Source organism: Nitrobacter sp. 62-13, from assembly GCF_001896955.1.
Classification (GTDB): Bacteria; Pseudomonadota; Alphaproteobacteria; order Rhizobiales; family Xanthobacteraceae; genus Nitrobacter.
In genome coordinates, this window is the sequence record NZ_MKRN01000006.1 from 21,201 (window position 1) to 38,459 (window position 17,259).

The 17,259-nt window shown below is 59.8% G+C and carries 17 protein-coding genes and 1 pseudogene; 5 read left to right on the top strand and 13 right to left on the bottom strand.

Going from position 1 to position 17,259, the window contains the following annotated elements; genetic code table 11:
• On the top strand, window positions 1–676 hold a 676-nt coding region (locus BGN91_RS01065), incomplete at its 5' end, for an aminotransferase class V-fold PLP-dependent enzyme (protein WP_292610115.1).
• A 229-nt stretch (window positions 677–905) separates the two neighbouring features.
• Here the strand turns inward: BGN91_RS01065 and BGN91_RS01070 are convergent.
• The 6 genes and pseudogenes from BGN91_RS01070 to BGN91_RS01095 form a co-directional block, all read right to left on the bottom strand.
• Entirely contained in the window at window positions 906–1,301 is a 396-nt protein-coding gene (locus BGN91_RS01070) for a hypothetical protein (RefSeq protein WP_292610116.1), read from the bottom strand.
• A gap of 8 nt (window positions 1,302–1,309) precedes the next feature.
• Complete coding sequence (locus BGN91_RS01075; protein WP_292610117.1) at window positions 1,310–1,867, bottom strand: hypothetical protein; 558 nt, start codon at window positions 1,865–1,867, stop codon at window positions 1,310–1,312.
• Between the two features lie 434 nt (window positions 1,868–2,301).
• A complete protein-coding gene (locus tag BGN91_RS01080) occupies window positions 2,302–3,324 on the bottom strand; it encodes a formylglycine-generating enzyme family protein (protein ID WP_292610118.1) in 1,023 nt (340 codons plus the stop codon).
• 85 nt (window positions 3,325–3,409) lie between these two features.
• Window positions 3,410–4,678 carry an MFS transporter gene (locus BGN91_RS01085; protein WP_292610119.1) on the bottom strand — a complete coding sequence of 423 codons (1,269 nt, stop codon included), beginning with the start codon at window positions 4,676–4,678 and terminating at the stop codon, window positions 3,410–3,412.
• Window positions 4,679–5,006: 328 nt separating this feature from the next.
• A pseudogene (locus tag BGN91_RS01090) lies at window positions 5,007–5,172 on the bottom strand (IS5/IS1182 family transposase); the annotation flags it as partial.
• A 460-nt stretch (window positions 5,173–5,632) separates the two neighbouring features.
• Entirely contained in the window at window positions 5,633–6,343 is a 711-nt protein-coding gene (locus BGN91_RS01095) for an outer membrane beta-barrel protein (RefSeq protein ID WP_292610120.1), read from the bottom strand.
• Between the two features lie 347 nt (window positions 6,344–6,690).
• Here BGN91_RS01095 and BGN91_RS01100 point away from each other — a divergent pair, with 347 nt between their 5' ends.
• Window positions 6,691–6,873, top strand: a complete 183-nt coding sequence (locus BGN91_RS01100) for a hypothetical protein (RefSeq protein ID WP_292610121.1) — start codon at window positions 6,691–6,693, stop codon at window positions 6,871–6,873.
• A 307-nt stretch (window positions 6,874–7,180) separates the two neighbouring features.
• On the opposite strand, the gene BGN91_RS01105 is transcribed toward BGN91_RS01100, so the two are convergent.
• The 3 genes from BGN91_RS01105 to BGN91_RS01115 form a co-directional block, all read right to left on the bottom strand.
• Complete coding sequence (locus BGN91_RS01105) at window positions 7,181–7,378, bottom strand: hypothetical protein (protein WP_366408159.1); 198 nt, start codon at window positions 7,376–7,378, stop codon at window positions 7,181–7,183.
• A 434-nt stretch (window positions 7,379–7,812) separates the two neighbouring features.
• Complete coding sequence (gene mdoH / locus BGN91_RS01110; protein ID WP_292610122.1) at window positions 7,813–9,951, bottom strand: glucans biosynthesis glucosyltransferase MdoH; 2,139 nt, start codon at window positions 9,949–9,951, stop codon at window positions 7,813–7,815.
• Entirely contained in the window at window positions 9,939–11,450 is a 1,512-nt protein-coding gene (locus BGN91_RS01115; RefSeq protein WP_292610123.1) for a glucan biosynthesis protein G, read from the bottom strand. The genes mdoH and BGN91_RS01115 overlap by 13 nt, the downstream gene beginning before the upstream one ends.
• A gap of 441 nt (window positions 11,451–11,891) precedes the next feature.
• Here BGN91_RS01115 and BGN91_RS01120 point away from each other — a divergent pair, with 441 nt between their 5' ends.
• The gene (locus BGN91_RS01120) at window positions 11,892–12,158 is read left to right on the top strand and encodes a hypothetical protein (protein ID WP_292610124.1); all 267 of its coding nucleotides are present in this window, start codon (window positions 11,892–11,894) and stop codon (window positions 12,156–12,158) included.
• Between the two features lie 42 nt (window positions 12,159–12,200).
• Entirely contained in the window at window positions 12,201–12,389 is a 189-nt protein-coding gene (locus BGN91_RS01125) for a hypothetical protein (RefSeq protein ID WP_292610125.1), read from the top strand.
• A 743-nt stretch (window positions 12,390–13,132) separates the two neighbouring features.
• Here BGN91_RS01125 and BGN91_RS01130 read toward each other — a convergent pair.
• The 4 genes from BGN91_RS01130 to BGN91_RS01145 form a co-directional block, all read right to left on the bottom strand.
• Window positions 13,133–14,716, bottom strand: coding sequence for an IS66 family transposase (locus BGN91_RS01130; RefSeq protein ID WP_292610132.1), 1,584 nt, complete (start codon window positions 14,714–14,716; stop codon window positions 13,133–13,135).
• 93 nt (window positions 14,717–14,809) lie between these two features.
• Window positions 14,810–15,157 (bottom strand): IS66 family insertion sequence element accessory protein TnpB, encoded by a 348-nt coding sequence (gene tnpB, locus BGN91_RS01135; RefSeq protein ID WP_292610126.1) that lies wholly within the window; start codon window positions 15,155–15,157, stop codon window positions 14,810–14,812.
• Window positions 15,154–15,558 (bottom strand): transposase, encoded by a 405-nt coding sequence (locus tag BGN91_RS01140; protein WP_292610127.1) that lies wholly within the window; start codon window positions 15,556–15,558, stop codon window positions 15,154–15,156. Before BGN91_RS01140 ends, tnpB begins: the two co-directional genes overlap by 4 nt.
• Window positions 15,559–15,607: 49 nt before the next feature.
• Entirely contained in the window at window positions 15,608–15,811 is a 204-nt protein-coding gene (locus BGN91_RS01145) for a hypothetical protein (protein WP_292610128.1), read from the bottom strand.
• A gap of 851 nt (window positions 15,812–16,662) precedes the next feature.
• On the opposite strand from BGN91_RS01145, the gene BGN91_RS01150 reads away from it, so the two are divergent.
• Window positions 16,663–17,259 (top strand): hypothetical protein (locus tag BGN91_RS01150; protein WP_292610129.1); only part of this gene is annotated, 597 nt, incomplete at its 3' end.

Sequence of the window (17,259 nt, forward strand, 5' to 3'; positions counted from 1 at the left end):
CGGCCTCGGCTCGCTCGAATATGAGCATGACGCCTGGGGCATCGACGTGTCGATCGCCGGTTCCCAGAAAGGCATGATGCTGCCGCCCGGCCTCGGTTTCAACGCGTTGTCGGAAAAGTCGCTGGCGGCGTCGAAAGCGAATACGTCGACGCGCGCCTACTGGGACTGGCACGCCATGATCGCCAACAACAAGGAAGGCTCGTTCCCGTTCACGCCGGCCACCAATCTCCTTTACGGTTTGAAGGTTGCGATCGCGATGATGGAGGAGGAGGGACTGGAGAACGTCTGGGCCCGCCACAAGCGTCATGGCGCCGCGACCCGCGCCGCCGTCAAGGCGTGGGGATTGGAACTCGTCTGCCAGGATCCGCACGCTTATTCGCCGGCCCTGACCGCGGTGATGGTGCCGGGCGGACACGATGCCGATGCCTTCCGCAAGGTGGTTCTCGACAATTTCGACATGTCGCTCGGCGCCGGCCTCAACAAGATCAAGGGCAAGGCTTTCCGCATCGGACATCTCGGACATATGAACGATCTGACGCTGATGGGAGCGCTGGCCGGCATCGAGATGAGTCTCGACATCGCCAAGATGCCGCATCGCGCCGGCGGTGTCGCGGCGGCCATGGAGGTGCTCAAGGGACGGGACGTTGCGGCGGCGCCGAAGGTCGCGGTTGCCTGAGCTTTGGAGGCGTCGGGAGGCTTGCGCGCCGCACCGACGTCCACCACCACCACCTCGCAGTGCTATCTTAACTGGGAAGGCACGGCAACCGGTTTGCGGGTCTTCGACATCATGCCGGCGGTAACGCCGACACCGATCACGTAAATCCAGCCCTCGACGTGCTCCTTGTTGGCAACACCCATAAACTTGCTTTGATTTCATTTGTAAAAATTGGCTTCGTTCTGCCAAATCACAGAGATTGAATGGCTCGCTTGCGCCGCGAAAAGGCTCGCTTCTCATATCGTTCAATCTTCTTCAACTCCGCATTCAACCGAAGGGCGTCCGCAATAGTCCGATCACTTTTGAAAAAGCGATCAAATATTGCAGCCTTAACCTTCTTCACTTGCACCAGTGTCATCTGGGCGTGAGCGGCGTCAAAACTGGCAAACGTTGGATCGGCTTGACTCGCCTCCCGCGAAAGAAGGTGCGCGAGTTCTTCGATCTCACGGGCGCATGGCGAATCGATGCTGGCCAATCCATGGCGAAGTGCATTCTTTGCTGACCGTCTTCTGCCGGCTTTGGAGGTTGGCCCGGTACTTTTTTGGGCATTCCTTCGGTTGGCAGCGATCTGTCGAGCTGAAGCCATTGTGAATCCTACTCCGCTGCCTCACGGAACTCGCCATCGATAATAGCGGACGTTGCTCGCTCCACTTGCCTTGCCGAGTTCTCGCTGCGATGTTCAATTTCCCGAAGGGCCATCATTCTTCGTGCTTCGTATGAGGCAATGCGCTGCTCCACCTTGTCGATCTCGGCAGCAGCATTGAGATAGGCTTGGGCCAAAACCGTAGACGGAGAATACCCTTGCGTCTTCAAGTCGGCATCGATCTTCGCGCGGGCAGTCGGATCACCCAGCCAGCGCTGAGCGTCGCGGTCGGCGCCGAGAATCTGATACATTGCGTTTCTTGTGTCGGGAAGCCCGTCACGCTCGCTATGTTTTGTCTTCAACAGGCCGAGGACAACTTCCCTTTGGTGGAGTCTTATGATCTCAGCCAAAATCAAACGCTCGCGGCGGATTTGCCAAGACAAGTCCACGACGTCCTTCACATAAAGCTCATCGATGATGTCAGGCTGCGCCAACTTGCTGGTGACGGCGGCAAAGAAGGAATCGTAGTCCTCTTGCCTCTCGTCGCCTACCAGCGGAGCTTCACCCAAAAAGCGGGCAAGTTCTGGAGAGCATCGCAGCTGCGTTGACTTAATCGATCGGGGGATCTCGACCCTCCAATATTGGATACAGCGCCTTCGAATCAGGCCCAGTATATTCGGCTCACTTCGCCGCGAGCTACGTTTTCTGCCTTTTTCACAAAGAAATTGCGAGGTTCTTCATTTTGGCCGCGATGGCCGCAGGGAGAGAATGTCCCAGACGTGTCAAATCGACCCAGATGATCCCAAAGCCCCTATGCTCTCGTCAGTACGGTTCAGGAGCTCTTTCGGACTTGGAATCGCTTTGGGGCCGGGCTGACCAATGCGCTCGTGCGAGCCGGATTTGGTCGCTATGGGTGCACAGCGAATTCTAGCAAAGCCCGTCCCGGAGGAGCGATTTATGGGTTTGACGGCCTCGTATCGACCTGGGCGTCCCGCTACAAAATTTAAGGTGCAAGCGTCCGAGCGACCCGAAAACCAAGATACCTGAGCCGATAGTCGGAGGTGAACCAGTAACGGCTTGCCGAGCGGAGGAAGGCGGGAGCTAGAAGAAACGATCCGCCACGCACGACACGGTCATAACAATTACCGCCCTCGATCCAAGCCGAGCCATCCGTCGGTGCGCCATTGTAAGTGTCGTGATAACAATCCTCCGTCCACTCTCGGACATTGCCCACCATGTCATAGAGACCGTACCCGTTAGCTGCGAACGAACCGACCGGTGCGGTTTGCTTGGCGTCCCATCGGCTGCCACAGGCGTGGCAGTTGGCGTTGTTTGTGCCGATGGTGTTGCCCCAAGGATAGACCGTCTGTGTCCCGGCGCGCATCGCATACTCGTATTCGGCCCCCGAAAGCAGACGATAGGACTTGCCGGTCTTTTTCGACAGCCACGCGATGTAAGTTTGGGCATCGTCCCAGGAAACGTTGATCACCGGTCGGCGGCCACGGCCCCAGCCTTCATCGGCGGGCTTGTAGCCGTTGCAGCCGCCATCGGCCACGCAGGCATCCCATTCGTCGAAGGTCACCTCAAACCGGCCGACCGCAAATGGTCGAGCAATCGTGACCGTATGTTGCGGGCCTTCTTCGGCCGAACGCCCCGGTTCGCTTGGCGGCGATCCCATCGTGAAACTCCCGGCCGGCACCACCACCATCTCCGGACACTTCGCACATTCTTTAAAGATGTCCTTTGGCTTCAGCGCCTTCTCCTGCGTGGGAGGTAGCGGCGGCGCCTGTGTTGACGCCGGCGCGACCTGGGCGATGATTGCGGTGCCAAGCACGCATAGCGCAATTAGCGATGTCAGCACGGGTACGGCGCGCCGCCTTCGACCGACTTTGCGCGCCAAAGAGGTAGCCTGCTGTCGTGTTTCGTTGTTGTGGTGTTTGCCTTCGTCTTCTCGCTGCTCGCGTTCGAACGCGACGTCCCCGCGTGAATAACTGAAAGGTTCCGCAACGTCAGCAAGGAAGCACATCTAATACCTCCATCAGTGAGGGCAGGAAGTCGGCTACGAGCAGAGTGCGGAAGGCTCTGGAATGCTCTCCATTAGCGTCGATCGATCACGCGCTGGGTGTTGCCGTTAGAATCTCTTGAGTTCCGCGCGGTTGTTCAGTGAGCGGTTTTGTATTCCTGAAGCCGACTCGCGAAAGCACGATATAGAGCGCGGCGACGTTCATCAGCGCCCAGATAGAAAAGCCGAGCGTGTAGCCACCCAGAAGCTCCTTGCTGGTAGCCAGGATGATCGTCATGGTGAAGCCACAGGCCGCGCCGGCGGCCTTGGCCAATCCGCTGACCGCACCGACGTGCACGAAGTACATCGGGATCAGCTTGATGACCGTTGCGGCGGCGGCGCCGGACAGCAGCGCGAGCCCATACATGGCGAACAACTCGACGTGCAGTGAAATCTGCAGGGCCATGAGCAGCGCCAATACGACCATAAGGCCGAACAGCCAGCTCATGGTTGTGAAGACATCGAAGCGGTCGGCAAGCCAGCCGCCCACAGGCCGCGCGAGCGCAACGCAGATCACCAATGGCGGAGTGTACACCATGGATGCCCGTATGGCGTCCACATGCCACTGGTCGAGCAGGTAGATCGGCATTGCCGACGCGAAGAACGTAAGGGTGCCAAACGAGACCCAGTAAAGGTACGGCACCAGCCATACCACTGCGCCCGAACGATAGACGGCAAAGATTTCACGTAGCGACGTGTTCTTGAGCTTCCTGTTCGGCGGATCGGAGGTAAAGAACCAATAGACCAGAGCCATCAACAGGGTAGCAACGGCGAAGATGGGGAAGATCAGGCGCCAGCCGTTCGGGCCGCTCAGGACACGGGTAATCAGGAACGTGACGGTCACCATGCCAACGGTGATTCCGACGTTGCCCATGCCAAAGATGCCAAGGGCTGTACCCTGCTTCGATTTGGGGTACCAGGACGCTACATGAGCGTTGCCGACGACGAAGCTCGCGCCGCCCAGTCCGAGTAGCGTCCCCAGCACCAGAAAGGCATAATAGCCCTGGGCGAAGTACCCCAAAAGCAAGGGAAGGGTGATACTCAGAAGTAGAAGTGTGAAAACGCTCCGGCCACCGAACTTGTCCGTCAAGACGCCGAGCGGGATGCTGACCGCCGCCGCGAAAAACGGCTCCATCGCCGTCAGGACAAGCACCTGGGTGGCGCTGAAATTGTACCACTTGATTAAAAAAGGGGCGAGCGCGGCAAACATTCCCCACACCGCAAAACCGAGCGCAAACGCCAAAGACGATATCCACAGAACCCTGGCGTTGCCCGCCGGCTCGGCCGTCACGTCAGATGCAATAACCGGATTTTTCACGGCTGCTCCCAACAGAAAGAGACCGCGCTTGCATCGAGACGAAGCTCAACTCTGCTGATGCATTGCGGCGTGGCAAGCAATGCTCCTCGGCGCGTGACGAGAGCGGCTTTTAGTCTTCAAGACAACTCAGAATATCTCTTGGCGACCTTTGCGTCCATCGATTTCCGAAGGGCAACGATCGACCTTCACGCTCATTGCCATCCGTTTCTGCGGCGATCACGGAGCCCTTTGCGGAGCCCTTTCATGTGTTGCTCAACCAAGGACTTTCAAAGGCCGTCGATCAGCTAATACCGTCTGCGCCATCAGGGCTAAGAGTCGGGTTCGAAATTCAGGTTTCCCTGGCGATACGGCGAGCGCGCAGTATGATCGAGGCGACGTAGGAAGGCTCTGGCTGAGTGCATTGTCGCTTCGAAATCTTTCGCAAGCCTTCGATTTCGGCTGATCCAGGCGAAGAAGCGCTCAACCACCCATCGACGCGGCAGAGCGACGAAGCCGACCTGGCCGGCGATCTTCCGCGCGATCTCGACGACGATGTTCGTGTCCGCCCCCAAAATCCGTCGCTTCACCCTGAGGAACGCCGCGCCCGAGCGAGAGTGGCGAGAGAAACAAAGCAAGGACTGAGCTAAGACGATTCGGTCCGCTGTTCGCCGAGCGACTCCCGGGCACTGCGATCAGTCCATGCCTGCCTAAGCCACCGACCGTCGAGTACAACCCCGTGAGGGAAGCTTTGCCATTTCAGCAAGATCGCGAACGCCGAGCCCCAAGGTGGTGCAGGCCATTTTGCATTGGACGGGGAGCAAACGTCGTTACGATTTCCGTTGAAGCGGGAGCGTTTGGTGAAAGGGGCGAGGAGGGGGCGGGGCGATGGAAGGGTCGTGGGCGCAATAAATAGAAGGGGCCAGTCTCACGACTGACCCCCAGGGGCATCCTTAGAGATAGTATAGTCTTCGAAAATCAGTATCCCGGAGCATGCGGGCCGACCGGGGCACCCCAGTTGAAGCGATAGTTCAGGCCGACCTTGATGGTGTGCTCGTCGTTGCGGAAACCTACGGCCGTAGGAACGCCAGCAGCGTCGGTGAAGATAGCGGTCGTGTGACCGAAGTCGTAGTACTGATACTCGATCTTGCCCGACCAGTTCTGGGTGAACAGGTATTCAAGACCCGCACCCACAGTGTAGCCGTCCCGGCCGATGTGCGTATCGGAAAACGTGCCGCCGCCAAAACCGCCCGTGTTGCGGGTGTCGGCCCAGGCGTAGCCGCCCTTGACGTACAGCAGCGCCGGACCACCCCAAGTGTAGCCGAGGCGGCCAGTGACTGAACCGAGTCCGCGATTGACGAAGGGGTCGCCGTTGGTGTCGAGGAAGCTGTAATTGGCTTCGAGGCCGAAGACCCAGTTCGGCGCGAACTGCGTATCGTAGCCAACCTGCACACCGCCCATGAATACGCCATCATTGCCATTGCCGGTGAAACCGGGAGCGGCGATGTTGTTGTCGCCACCGAAAGCACCCCCGACGTGACCGCCGATGTAGAAGCCGGTCCAGTTGTAGACCGCCGCCGGCGGCGCGTAGACTGGCGCTTTGGTGTAGGGCCGCGCCGCCAGATCAGCGGCGGAAGCAGCGGACGCACTGATCAGCACAGCTGCGGTCGTGAGAAAAATCTTCTTCATAAGGAAAGCCCCTACGTTGGAATCGATGGCTCGTATTCTAATGAGAAAACCTCAGAGGCTGCTGTAGCGGGCATGCAACACTCGGGGAAATCATACTGCCGAGTACTAAAAAAAAGCCCCGCCGACGAATGGCAGGGCAAAGGATTATCGTTCCTGGGCCGGCGCGCCGCCGGCCCGACAACCTCGCACAATTCCGTTCGAATCCCAAATGAAAAATGGTCCAATTCGTCGCAGCACATTCGCGCTAGGCGGAAATAATTTGCCGCTTGCTTAAAACTGCGGCCAGACGTTCTTTTCGCTGTTCGTCTAGGGGGTCTCCCGAATGTGTTTTCCTTCGAAATTACGCCTTGGGCTTCGTTGGCGGTGAGGCTGTCAATATTGCAGTCCTTGAACGTTCATTTCGTAAACGCGATCTGCTCGGTATCGGCATCCATCAACAGTGTGCATTTGACAAAGACAAACTCATCGTCTCGGCAAAAATTCATGCGATCCCGAAATTCGAGCGTTTCTGCGTAAAACGATTGCCGTAGCGAAAGCGCACCCTCACTTCCACCCCGGCCAACAGCCATCCTCTTATGCCGTCCGCTCCGACGCTCACAACCAACGTCCAGAAAGCGCTGCGGGAGGAGAAGATGCTGAAGAATGTTGAACCCGGACATACGCAGTGAGCCTTTTTTAAAGCTTCAGCAGCGCTGATTTGTTGGCTCCGATTCGTTCTTTGAGAACAGAACGGAGATGGAGAGAGAACTGTGCCGAGCCCGCTCAGCGCGGACTAGCTTGGTCATTCCATCTTCAGGCCGTTTCCATAAGCCGGCGGACGCTTCAGGCGAATACGATCTAATGCTTCGCCGATCCAGGCTGCTGCTCTAGGAACGACTTGATGCCTTCGGTTTCGAGCGTCTGATAGAATTCGGCGTAGGCGTCGCTATCGGTAGCAAACCGATCTTCCCAGACGGTCGAGCCGCCATCGTGATCGACAACCTCAAGCGACCAGCCCTCTTCGCCTCCGGCCAAGCGATAGATCTCAACGCTCACTGTGACGCCGTAACTTTGCCGCTGAGTGGGGATTTCTCGATGTCAGGATCATCGTCGATCATCTGCAGCCTCGCTCCGGCTACCGCCGGTTTCACGCCTTAAGGCAAATTGGAATTATCATTGCCCATGGCCTGGAAGCAGCCTTCCAGCGCGGCGGGCTGCTCCACCTGCCTGGATAGTGTCGCGACTCTGTCGGCGTCAATCATCCTTGGTCGGCTCGGCCGCCTATCCCAGGCATCCACTTGCCCCGCTAGTGGCCGTGACTGTCCGGATCTGGTCACGCGCCTCGATGTCCGCCTTTGGGCCAGGGCGGACCTAGGGAGCCACTATGGGCACTAATCTCTTTCCGATGCGCCGGTTGGGAGAGCCTCGATGTGTTCATCGGCTCGGGAGAACACGGCGCCCTCGCACAGGAAGCGGAATGCCAAGCCATCCTACATTTGACTACTGGGAGGCATCTCAAGGACCCTCTTCAGCAGCGTGGGATCGCCAAGGACGGCGCGCAATTCGGCCTTGTCGAGCCATGTGGTGGCGTCCTCGAAGTTTTCGCATTGCTCGACCTTGGCGCGTGCCGTCGCAAGAGGCACTTGGACCGGGCCAAGCTTGCGGGGGCTCGCAACCGCAAGCGAGCCCAAATGCGCGGCCAGTAACTCCGGATCTCGGCGTAACTGCTGAAGAGCTCCGGCCAGTTCAGTAGGCTTAGAAGCGGCCAATTCGTTCGCACGAAGCACCACAGCAGGCGGGCTGTTGGTTTCAGGCGTTGCAAAAACGCCGGGCGCCTTCAATCGCGACGAGGTGATCAGTCCCAAGGGGATTGAAAGCAGAAGACCGAGCACGACCGGTGACATCCACAGCAGCAGCGGCAAAGAGACAGCATAAGCACTCAGTGAGAGGATTAGGCCGCAGAGCGTCGGCCCGGCGAGCTTGCGATAGATTTCTCCGCGTGCAAGCTGTCCATCGCTTCGGCGCTGCACCTGCCATCCCGCATCGCGGCCGAGGAGAATTTCCACGACCGACCGGGTCTGGAAGATCATCATGCAGGGCGCGATCAAGGCCGCAAGGATCGTCTCGCAAAGGACCCCGGCCAGGACGCGAGGGCTGCCGGCAAAGCCGACGCGCTCATCACGACTGCTGATCAGCGCCAGATAAGCCAGCAGTTTAGGCAGGATCAGAAGTCCCATCGTCGCGGCGAAGACCCAGGCCGCAAGCACCGGGTCTTGTTGCGGCCAGCTGGGAAACAAGCTGAATCCCTTCGGAAAGTATTCGGGTCGGATGAAGTGCGCCTGCAGTGAAATGAGCAAGCCAAGCACCAGGAACAGAAGCCACAGCGGCGCGGTGAGGTAAGAGCCGATGCCTGTGAGCAGATGCAGCCGGGACACCCAGTGCAGCCGGCGTGCCGGCACGACCGCGAGGTGCTGAAGGTTGCCTTGGCACCAGCGGCGGTCTCTCGCCGCAAAGTCCAGCACCGATGGGGGGACTTCTTCGAAGCTGCCGCGCAGGCTCGGCGCCATGTAGATCGCCCAGCCGGAGCGGCGCATCAACGCAGCCTCGACGAAATCGTGGCTTAGAATATGGCCCCCGAAAGGCTTGCGACCGTTGAGCTCCGGCAGGCCTGCGTCCGCGGCGAAGGCTCGCAACCGGATAATGGCGTTGTGGCCCCAATAATTGCTGTCGCCGCCGTGCCACCAGGCATTGCCGGCTGCGATGATGGGTCCGTACACGCGTCCCGAGAACTGCTGCAGCCTGCTGAACAATGTGCGCGCGTTGACGATCACCGGCTGGGACTGGATCAGAGCGGCGGCGGGATGGGATTCCATCGCCTTGACGAGGCGGACGATTGTATCGCCCTCCATGAGGCTGTCCGCGTCGAGAACGATCATGTGGTCGTAGGCTGCGCCGAATCTCCTGACCCAGTCGGCAATGTTGCCCGACTTCCGTGCCGTATTGTCGGAGCGGTGCCGGTAGTACAACCGGTCGGCGCTGATGGCTTGGCGCAGCCGAATGAACGTCATTTCTTCACAGATCCAGATGTCCGGGTCGGTCGTGTCGCTCAGCAGGAACCAGTCGAACTTCTCTCCAGATCCGGTCGCTTCGACGGATTCATACATTGCGCGCAGCCGCGCCATCAGATGATGAGGGTCCTCGTTATAGGTCGGCATCAGCATCGCCGTGCGCGCGGTTACGTCAGGCAACGGGCCGCTAGCTTCGACCGGCAGACCTGGCGTCCCGCGCATCAGCAGGACGAAAAACCCGGCCAGCGCGGACATGAAGGAGAAGGCGACCCAGGCAAGAAGCACGAGGAAGAGACCGAGCAGCAGCGCCTCGAGGACGGTCACGCCGCCGACTTTGACAACGTCGTACATGCCGTAGCCGCCCGCCAGCGTCAGCAGGGCCGTCCCGAGGAAGATGACGAGACGGCGCAATGTCGAAGCGGGCGTTGAACGGGAGGGCGCGCGCCCGGCATCTGCCGTGCGGTCCAGCCGGCTCGGAACCATCGAGAGCGGCCGTTCCGGCGGCAGAAACCGGCGGCCGACGGCGCGGCGCGGAGCCGGTGATTGCTTCAAGGCGTCCATCGATAAACCCACACCTCCGAGATCGGCGCCTCGTTCTGCGCCAAAAAGGCGCGCAGCTCGATCGCGGTCTGGCCCTTGACCGAGCACTGGAAGCTCAGACGCCAACCGCCTGTTGCGGGGTTGGGTTGCGTCACGACGTTGCTGATCTCCGATTTTTCTGCGGTGACGACCCCCTTGATCGCCTTGGGATCGACGGTTTTGAGTTGATCGCCCATTAGCTCGAGGACGAACAGCTTGCTGTCCTCGCCGCGGCTGCCGACTCCCGTTCGGGTGAATCGCGCGAGCGCCTGGGGTTTCGGTGCATCCGGCCCCCAGTGCAGGCGATAGGTGAAGATATGCTCGCTCTTCGCCGCCAGCGGCTGCTTCGGCTGCCAGAATGCGGCGATGTTGTCGTGGATCTCCTCCTTCGTCGGGATCTCGAACAACTTGACCGCCCCCTCGCCCCAATCGCCGATCGGCTCGAACCAGAGGCTTGGGCGTCGTTCGAAGCTGGATTCGAGATCCTGATAGGCGGCGAAATTCCTCTCCCGCTGCATCAAGCCGAAGCCGCCCGGATTGAGGTCGGCGAAACTGCTCACCTGCAGATCGTGCGGATTGTTCAGCGGGCGCCAGAGCTGCTCGCCTCGTCCGTTGAAGATCGCCAGTCCATCGGAATCGTGAACCGCGGGGCGGAAGTCGTCGAAATCCTTGCGGTCGTTTGGTCCGAAGAAGAACATACTGGTCATCGGCGCGAGCCCGGCATGCTCCACGTCCACGCGCGGGTAGAGCGCCATCTCGACGTCGAAAACCGTGGTTTCACCAGGTCGGATGGTGAAGCGATAGCTTGCCGCGGCGCTCTTGCTGTCCAGCAGCGCATGGACCACGATCGAGGAGGCATTGGGCTCCGGCTTCTCCAGCCAGAAAGCCTTGAAGAACGGGAACTCTTCGCCGTTGCTTTCGCCGGTATCGATCGCGAGCCCGCGCGCGGACAGACCGTAAGTCTGTCCCTTCGCGACCGCTCGGAAGTAGCTGGCGCCGAGGAACACACAGACTTCGTCGTAGTAATCCGGTCTGTTGATCGGAGCGTGGATGCGAAATCCGGCAAACCCGATGTCACCCTCCGGCCATTGTCCGAGACCGTCGCCGAACGAGAAGTCGTCGCGCCGGTACGGGACCGGCATGACGGTTCTATTCGCCACCTGGAAGATGTCCACCCGGTTCTTGTAGAAGAAGCCGCGGTGGAAAAATTGCACCTCGAACGGCAGCTTCTCGTCACGCCACAGCGCCTTCTCCGGCGCAAAGCGAATGGACCGGTATTGGTCGTAGTTGAGGTTTTTCAGCGCGTCCGGCAGCTTTTCGTCGGGAGGTTGGAATGGCTTTGTCGCAAGACTCCGGGCAAGCTCGCGCACATAGGCGGCACTGAAGGGCGGGGTAGAGCCCGCTTGGGCTTTGGCTGCAAGCGGCAGTATAGTGGCAGCTGAAACAGCAGCCGACGCGCCAAGAAATTGCCGTCGGTTCACGCTCGCGTCTCCCGGTTGGAAAAAGAAGTAGAAACGGCTCAGGTTCCGCGGAGTTCCTTCGTGCCAGATTGAGTGCGACCTGGTGCGGCTGATTAACGCGGACTTGAGCTCGAGCGGCTTCGAACCTCAGCCCGTTCGTAATGAGACACGTGGATTGGACGACTGGATTGGAAGCAGATTGCTTGCGGATGGCGCAGCAATGGCCCGGTGACGCGGATGAGTCTGCTAAAAGAATACCGGCAGTGACAGGGATTTGGGTTTGCTGAGCGCACGCGAACACGCCCGGGAGATGATCCGCGGTTACGGATACTCGCGGTGACTTTCTCTGCCTGGGAGGCTGGTCCATACTTTTCTGGGCATTCCTATTCGATTATCGCGAGCAACTTCTAGTGCTCGGCCGTGCCTTAGGGGCCGGCGCCCCGGGGTGGACCGGGGCGCTCCGTGAAGTTACTCGCAGATATCGACCGTGCGCGGACCGAATTCGGTGAAGACGGTGCGATAGCAAGGATTCCCCGCATAAGTGGCGCGGAAGAACCGGTCGCCGTGGAAGTGGTGTCCGAAGTGACGGAAGTGATGGCCGCCGAAGTGACCACCGAAATGGCCGCCGTTCCCACCATGAGCGCCGTGAGCGGAAGCGGGGGCTGCGAGCGAAACAACCGCGACGAAGGCGATGGCCGAGAGGCCGGGCGGCCTCCCAGCGGAACCTAAAGGGCAAGCCGACGTTCCTGGCTTAAGTGGAGGAACATCTAAATGCTTAAGGACGAGCAAATTGCGCTGCTTAAAGACATCAGCGCATCCATAGCCTTCGACGAGCGGCAAGCTGCGGTGGATGAACTGGTGATGGAAGGATACGTTTTGAAGGACGGCGACCTCTACGAACTCACGTCCAAGGGTGAGATGGAGGTGGAAGCTCACGCTGCGTTACAGAATGCCCCGTGATAAGGCCATCATAGCGTGTTGCAGGGCGATGGCTTGTTCGCGATTCTGAAATCCGATAGCCGTGATTATACTCGCCGGTAGTCTGCGGCGCAGTGATCCAGCACGCCGGGTCCCGGGACAACGTGAAGCTCCATTCCGGCATTGGTCGAGAAAATACCCAAGGGACCGCTGATCTACTCCATCGCGGATCGTTGGTTCAGACAGCGTTCAACAATCGCCTCGAGCACATCGTCACCTATTTCGTTGCGACCATTGTTGTTCGTCTCGCCTGTCCGCGGGTGCATGCTCTGCACGTGCAATGATCCGATAAGCAGTATGCCTGGAACTAGGACAAACGATGGTACGGGGTGGCGAAATCGATGCAGCCAGGGAAGAGGAATCATCAGCGGGTCTGTCTGGCCGCTCCTATTCCTCTGCTGAACTCGATCTGCGACACCTTTCGCGTTGCGTTTGTTCTATTGTGGAAAGCACGTGGTTTCAGCGAGAAGGTTTGTTCAGATTGCTCCGGCGTCTGCCGGACGCCCAAGAATCATGCAGAGGATCTGCTGCCGCGGAAAGCTCCATTTGCCAGATTTATAGCCACTGACTGGATTTCCAGGGCGCTTGCATCAGGGGCCAGATCAGCCGCATCGAGATGATTCGACGCGGCGGCGCATCAAGCGGCGGAGGCGACAATTGGGGACGGTTTACGAAACTTCGAAACCATGCCAGCGGCAATGGTAACCATCCGGTGAGTACCACGGTCAGGCTGCTTTTGCAGTGATGGTGTCCCGCCTCCAATTCCACGGCAGGAGGTCTGCGAGCTGGTTCTGTTGCGTTTCGGCGATGCGGGCGAGGACATCGGCGAGCCAAGCCTGCGGATCGACGTCATTGAGCTTTGCGGTGCCGATCAGCGTGTACATGATGGCGGCGCGATCGGCGCCACGGTCTGAACCGGCGAAGAGCCACGCCTTACGGCCGAGAGCGAGGCCGCGCAACGCTCGTTCGGCGGCGTTATTCGTGAGGCAGACGCGCCCGTCTTGGAGGAAGCGCGTAAAGCCGTCCCAACGCTTGAGCATGTAGTCGATGGCCTGCGCGACGTGCGCATGGCGCGAGAGTTTGGCCCGTTCGCCGCGCATCCATGCTTCGAGTTCGGCGACGGGCGACGCGCTCCGCTCCTGACGCACGGCAAGGCGTTCGGCTGCGGCAAGCCCGTTGACGTCGCGCTCGACGTGGAACAGGAGATCAATGCGTCTGACGGCTTCGAAGGCGATCGGCGAGATCGGCATCGCATTCCTGCCGCGCCGTGCATTGACGGCGATGTCGGCGAGCACGAAGAACTTGCGCCGCGCATGAGCCCAGCACAGCGCCTCCTTTATCGGACCTGGCTTCCGGTCAGGAAGATAGAGCCGGTTGTAACCAGCATAAGCGTCGGCCTGCAGGATGCCGGTGAACTGCTGCAGGTGCCGTCCGGGATGATCGCCGGACCGATCACGGGACGCGTAGAACAATGCTGCCGGTGGTGATGTGCCGCCGAAGGGCTGGTCGTCGCGGACGTAGACCCAGGCTCGGCCGGTGGCGGTCTTGCCCCTCGCCAGGATCGGCACCGTGGTGTCGTCGCCGTGAAGACGCTCCGCCGAGAGCACATGGTGCTCGATCAAAGCATGCAGCGGACGTAGCGCTGTCGCGCATGCACCGACCTGATCGGCCAGCGTCGACAGGCTGAGATCGATGCCCTCCCGGGCATAGCGTTCACTCTGCCGGTTCAGCGGCTGATGCTGGCCGAACTTCTCGAATAGCACCATGGCCAGCAGGTTCGGTCCGGCGAAGCCGCGCGGCGTCACATGGAACGGCGCCGGCGGCTGTGTGATGGTCTCGCACTGCCGGCACGAGAACTTCTCGCGCACCGTCTGCATGACCTTCCACTGGCGCGGGATCACCTCCAGCGTCTCGGTGACGTCCTCACCCAGCTTCGACAGCTTCGTCGAGCCGCAGCAGGGACAACTCTCGGGAGCGGCGATGACGATGCGCTCGCGCGGCAGGTGCTCGGGGAACGGCTTGCGCGACGGCCGCTGGCGCTCGAACGATTGCACCACCGTGCAGCGCGGCGCTCTCTCGGCGGCGAGTTCGTCCTCGGTGGCGTCGGCTTCAAGATCCTCGAGCTGAAGCTCCATCTGCTCGAGCAGCCTCGCCTTGCGTTCCGAACGGCTGCCATAAAGCTCGCGCCGGAGCTTCTCGATCTCCAGCTTCAGCCGGGCAATCAGCGCCTCCGTCCCGGAACTGACCGCCGCCGCACGGGCAGCCGCCGCCTCGGCCTCGATGCGCGCAGCACGTTCCGCCAGGATCATGGCGTGCGCGGCGGCAAGGTCGGATGGGAGCGATTCAGCGTCGGACACACGATGATGGAATCACATCCACCACCATGTGCAAGACCAAAGTCGTCAGCCGGTCGCCGTCGGACGCCACGTCTTCTGCGGTATGCGCCAGTCGATGCCTTCGAGCAGGTAGCCGAGCTGCGCCGGGGTGATCGTCACAACACCATCGACGGGAACAGGCCAAAGGAAGCGTCCACGCTCCAGCCGCTTCGAGAACAGGCAGGCACCCTGGCCGTCGTGCCACAGAACCTTGATCAGGTCGCCACGGCGGCCGCGGAAGACGAACAGGTGGCCGCCATGCGGATCACGCTTCAACGTCTCCTGCACCACCAGCGCCAGGCCCGGAAAGCCCTTTCTCATGTCGGTGTGGCCGGTCGCCAGCCACACTCGCACGCCGCTCGGAATCGGGATCATCGCGAGCCGAGCGCATCCAGGACCCGACGCAGTGCTTCAGCATCGACATCGCGATCAACCCGGACACGACGCTTACCGCCAAGCTCGATCTCGATGATCCCGCCCCGGCGACGGCGCTTGCCACCTACCGATGGCGAAGACGGCGGCGGCTCAATGTCCGGCGCGGCGCCAGCAGGAACGATCTCGACCGGGACCAACGGCGTGGCGCCGACATCAACCCGTCCGCACAGGTCCCTGCGCCATCGGAACAGCTGGCTGACGTGAATGCCCGCCGATCGCGCAACCTCCGAGGCCGTCACGCCGGGCTCGAAGGACGCTGCAACCAGGCGCTCCTTCTCCGCCCGCGACCACCGCCGACGTCGCTCAACCGACGTGATCACCTCCACTCGCGGCACCGTCATAGGCATACTCCTAGGATCATCCCTAGGACTTCAGCTCTTCAGCCCCTCATCACAAGGCGGCCGCCACCGGAGGGCTACCGGCAATGCCCACTCCAAGCACATAGATCCAGCCCTCGACGTAGTCGGAGAGGTGCGAATTAAACAGCGATTCCAAGATATTCTGGCTCACCACGATGATTCCGAGCCAGGATATCCAGCGCGTTTCCGTGAACATCAGAAAATGCGTGATCCACATCGCATAGAGCAGGATCACTCCGATCGCGCCCCACTCGATCGCGAAATAGAGCGGCTGGTTGTGCGAGTTGGCGACGATCTGCTCGTCTGTCAGGGTCTTGCCGGCGGGCCTCGCGCTCCAAAAGAGTCTTTATCGAGCCCGTGCCGTGACCGATCAGCGGAGCGTCATGAACTGGAACGCGCGGGACCAGTATTCAGGCGAATGCCGACGGAGGTCGGCTGGCTACTAGTCGACGCATATTACCGCTGAATGCTTTCGATGCGTAAGGAACCTTCAGCTCGCCGGCACAGCTTCCCAGGCTCGTAGACGATGCACACCGATGTCTCCTTTATCGAGAGATCAAGTCCGGCATAATGTTTCATGCCGCGGTTCCTTCCCCGATAATTGTGGCTGCTTTCTTCGCACAGACTACGTTTATCATCAGCTCGAAGCGCAGCACCTCCATGCTCATCGTCGAAGAGGAGCCTCAAGCCGAATACCCATCTGGCCCATTGGGGTGGTCATTTTAGGCGGCCGCTTCTCGATGAAGCAAGCGGCACTGTTTGATGGTTTCGCGTTTAACCAGAAATCGTCCGCTCTCAGTAAGCCGCTTTGGTCCGGTCTCGCCGTCGCCGGGTTCTTCGTGGCATGCTGAGGTTATCAACACTCCCCAGCAAAACGTCGCCGCTCACGATTCCCGTCGTTGTCCTGATATTTGGTGAGTGCCGAGCACCAGCACTCGGTATGTCCATGCTCACGCCACCTTCAGCTTGCAATAAACGGTCATCAGCTAGCCGACTATTGCCTGGAGCAGCTTTTTCGGAGCTGAAGTTTATGTTATTCGATCCAATAGGTCATTTTAACCAATAGGATGATTCAAACGAGCGGGTATGAGTGTGGCCGATGCTGAACAAACCGATGAGAAGAGCCGCCCTGCTTTTCCAACTCGCCGTGCACTAATAGGGGCCGGCGCAATAAGTGGGATCGTTTGGACCCTCTCCTACCGTCCTGCCCCTGACCCAGCTTGGATACCAGTAAAATCTGCTTCGCCGTGGTCGGCTCGGGATGGAGCTGGTCTGATCGTCTACAATAATCGGCTCTGGTTAACAGGGGGATCAGCACCGAAAGTTATCGATCTTGGTGATAGCTGGAGCACAAGTGACGGCATAACCTGGCATAAAGAAATTGAGCAGTCTTCTTGGACTCAAGCGGCGCAATCGATGAACGTCGCCTTCGCTGGGCGTATGTGGCGGATGGGAGGTTTTATTGAAGAGGAAACCAAATTTCATCCCATCAACGAGATTTGGTCTTCGGCTGATGGCCAGAATTGGGCATTAGTCGAGCCTAGTCCCCCATGGCGCCCGCGGGCAGGAGGAACACTCGTCGTATTCAGGGAAAAATTATGGCTTCTAGGTGGCGCGTCCCAATACGATAAACTGCTATTCAATGACGTTTGGTCCACCGAAAATGGTGTCGATTGGACCAGC

Coding starts and splice junctions, on each gene's coding strand:
- BGN91_RS01140 (WP_292610127.1), bottom strand. CDS start 15,558: ATGACGGTGCCGCGAGTGGAGGTGATCACGTCGGTTGAGCGACGTCGG.
- BGN91_RS01070 (WP_292610116.1), bottom strand. CDS start 1,301: ATGGCTTCAGCTCGACAGATCGCTGCCAACCGAAGGAATGCCCAAAAA.
- BGN91_RS01125 (WP_292610125.1), top strand. CDS start 12,201: ATGCTTAAGGACGAGCAAATTGCGCTGCTTAAAGACATCAGCGCATCC.
- tnpB (WP_292610126.1), bottom strand. CDS start 15,157: ATGATCCCGATTCCGAGCGGCGTGCGAGTGTGGCTGGCGACCGGCCAC.
- BGN91_RS01095 (WP_292610120.1), bottom strand. CDS start 6,343: ATGAAGAAGATTTTTCTCACGACCGCAGCTGTGCTGATCAGTGCGTCC.
- BGN91_RS01080 (WP_292610118.1), bottom strand. CDS start 3,324: ATGTGCTTCCTTGCTGACGTTGCGGAACCTTTCAGTTATTCACGCGGG.
- mdoH (WP_292610122.1), bottom strand. CDS start 9,951: ATGGACGCCTTGAAGCAATCACCGGCTCCGCGCCGCGCCGTCGGCCGC.
- BGN91_RS01130 (WP_292610132.1), bottom strand. CDS start 14,716: ATGATCCTGGCGGAACGTGCTGCGCGCATCGAGGCCGAGGCGGCGGCT.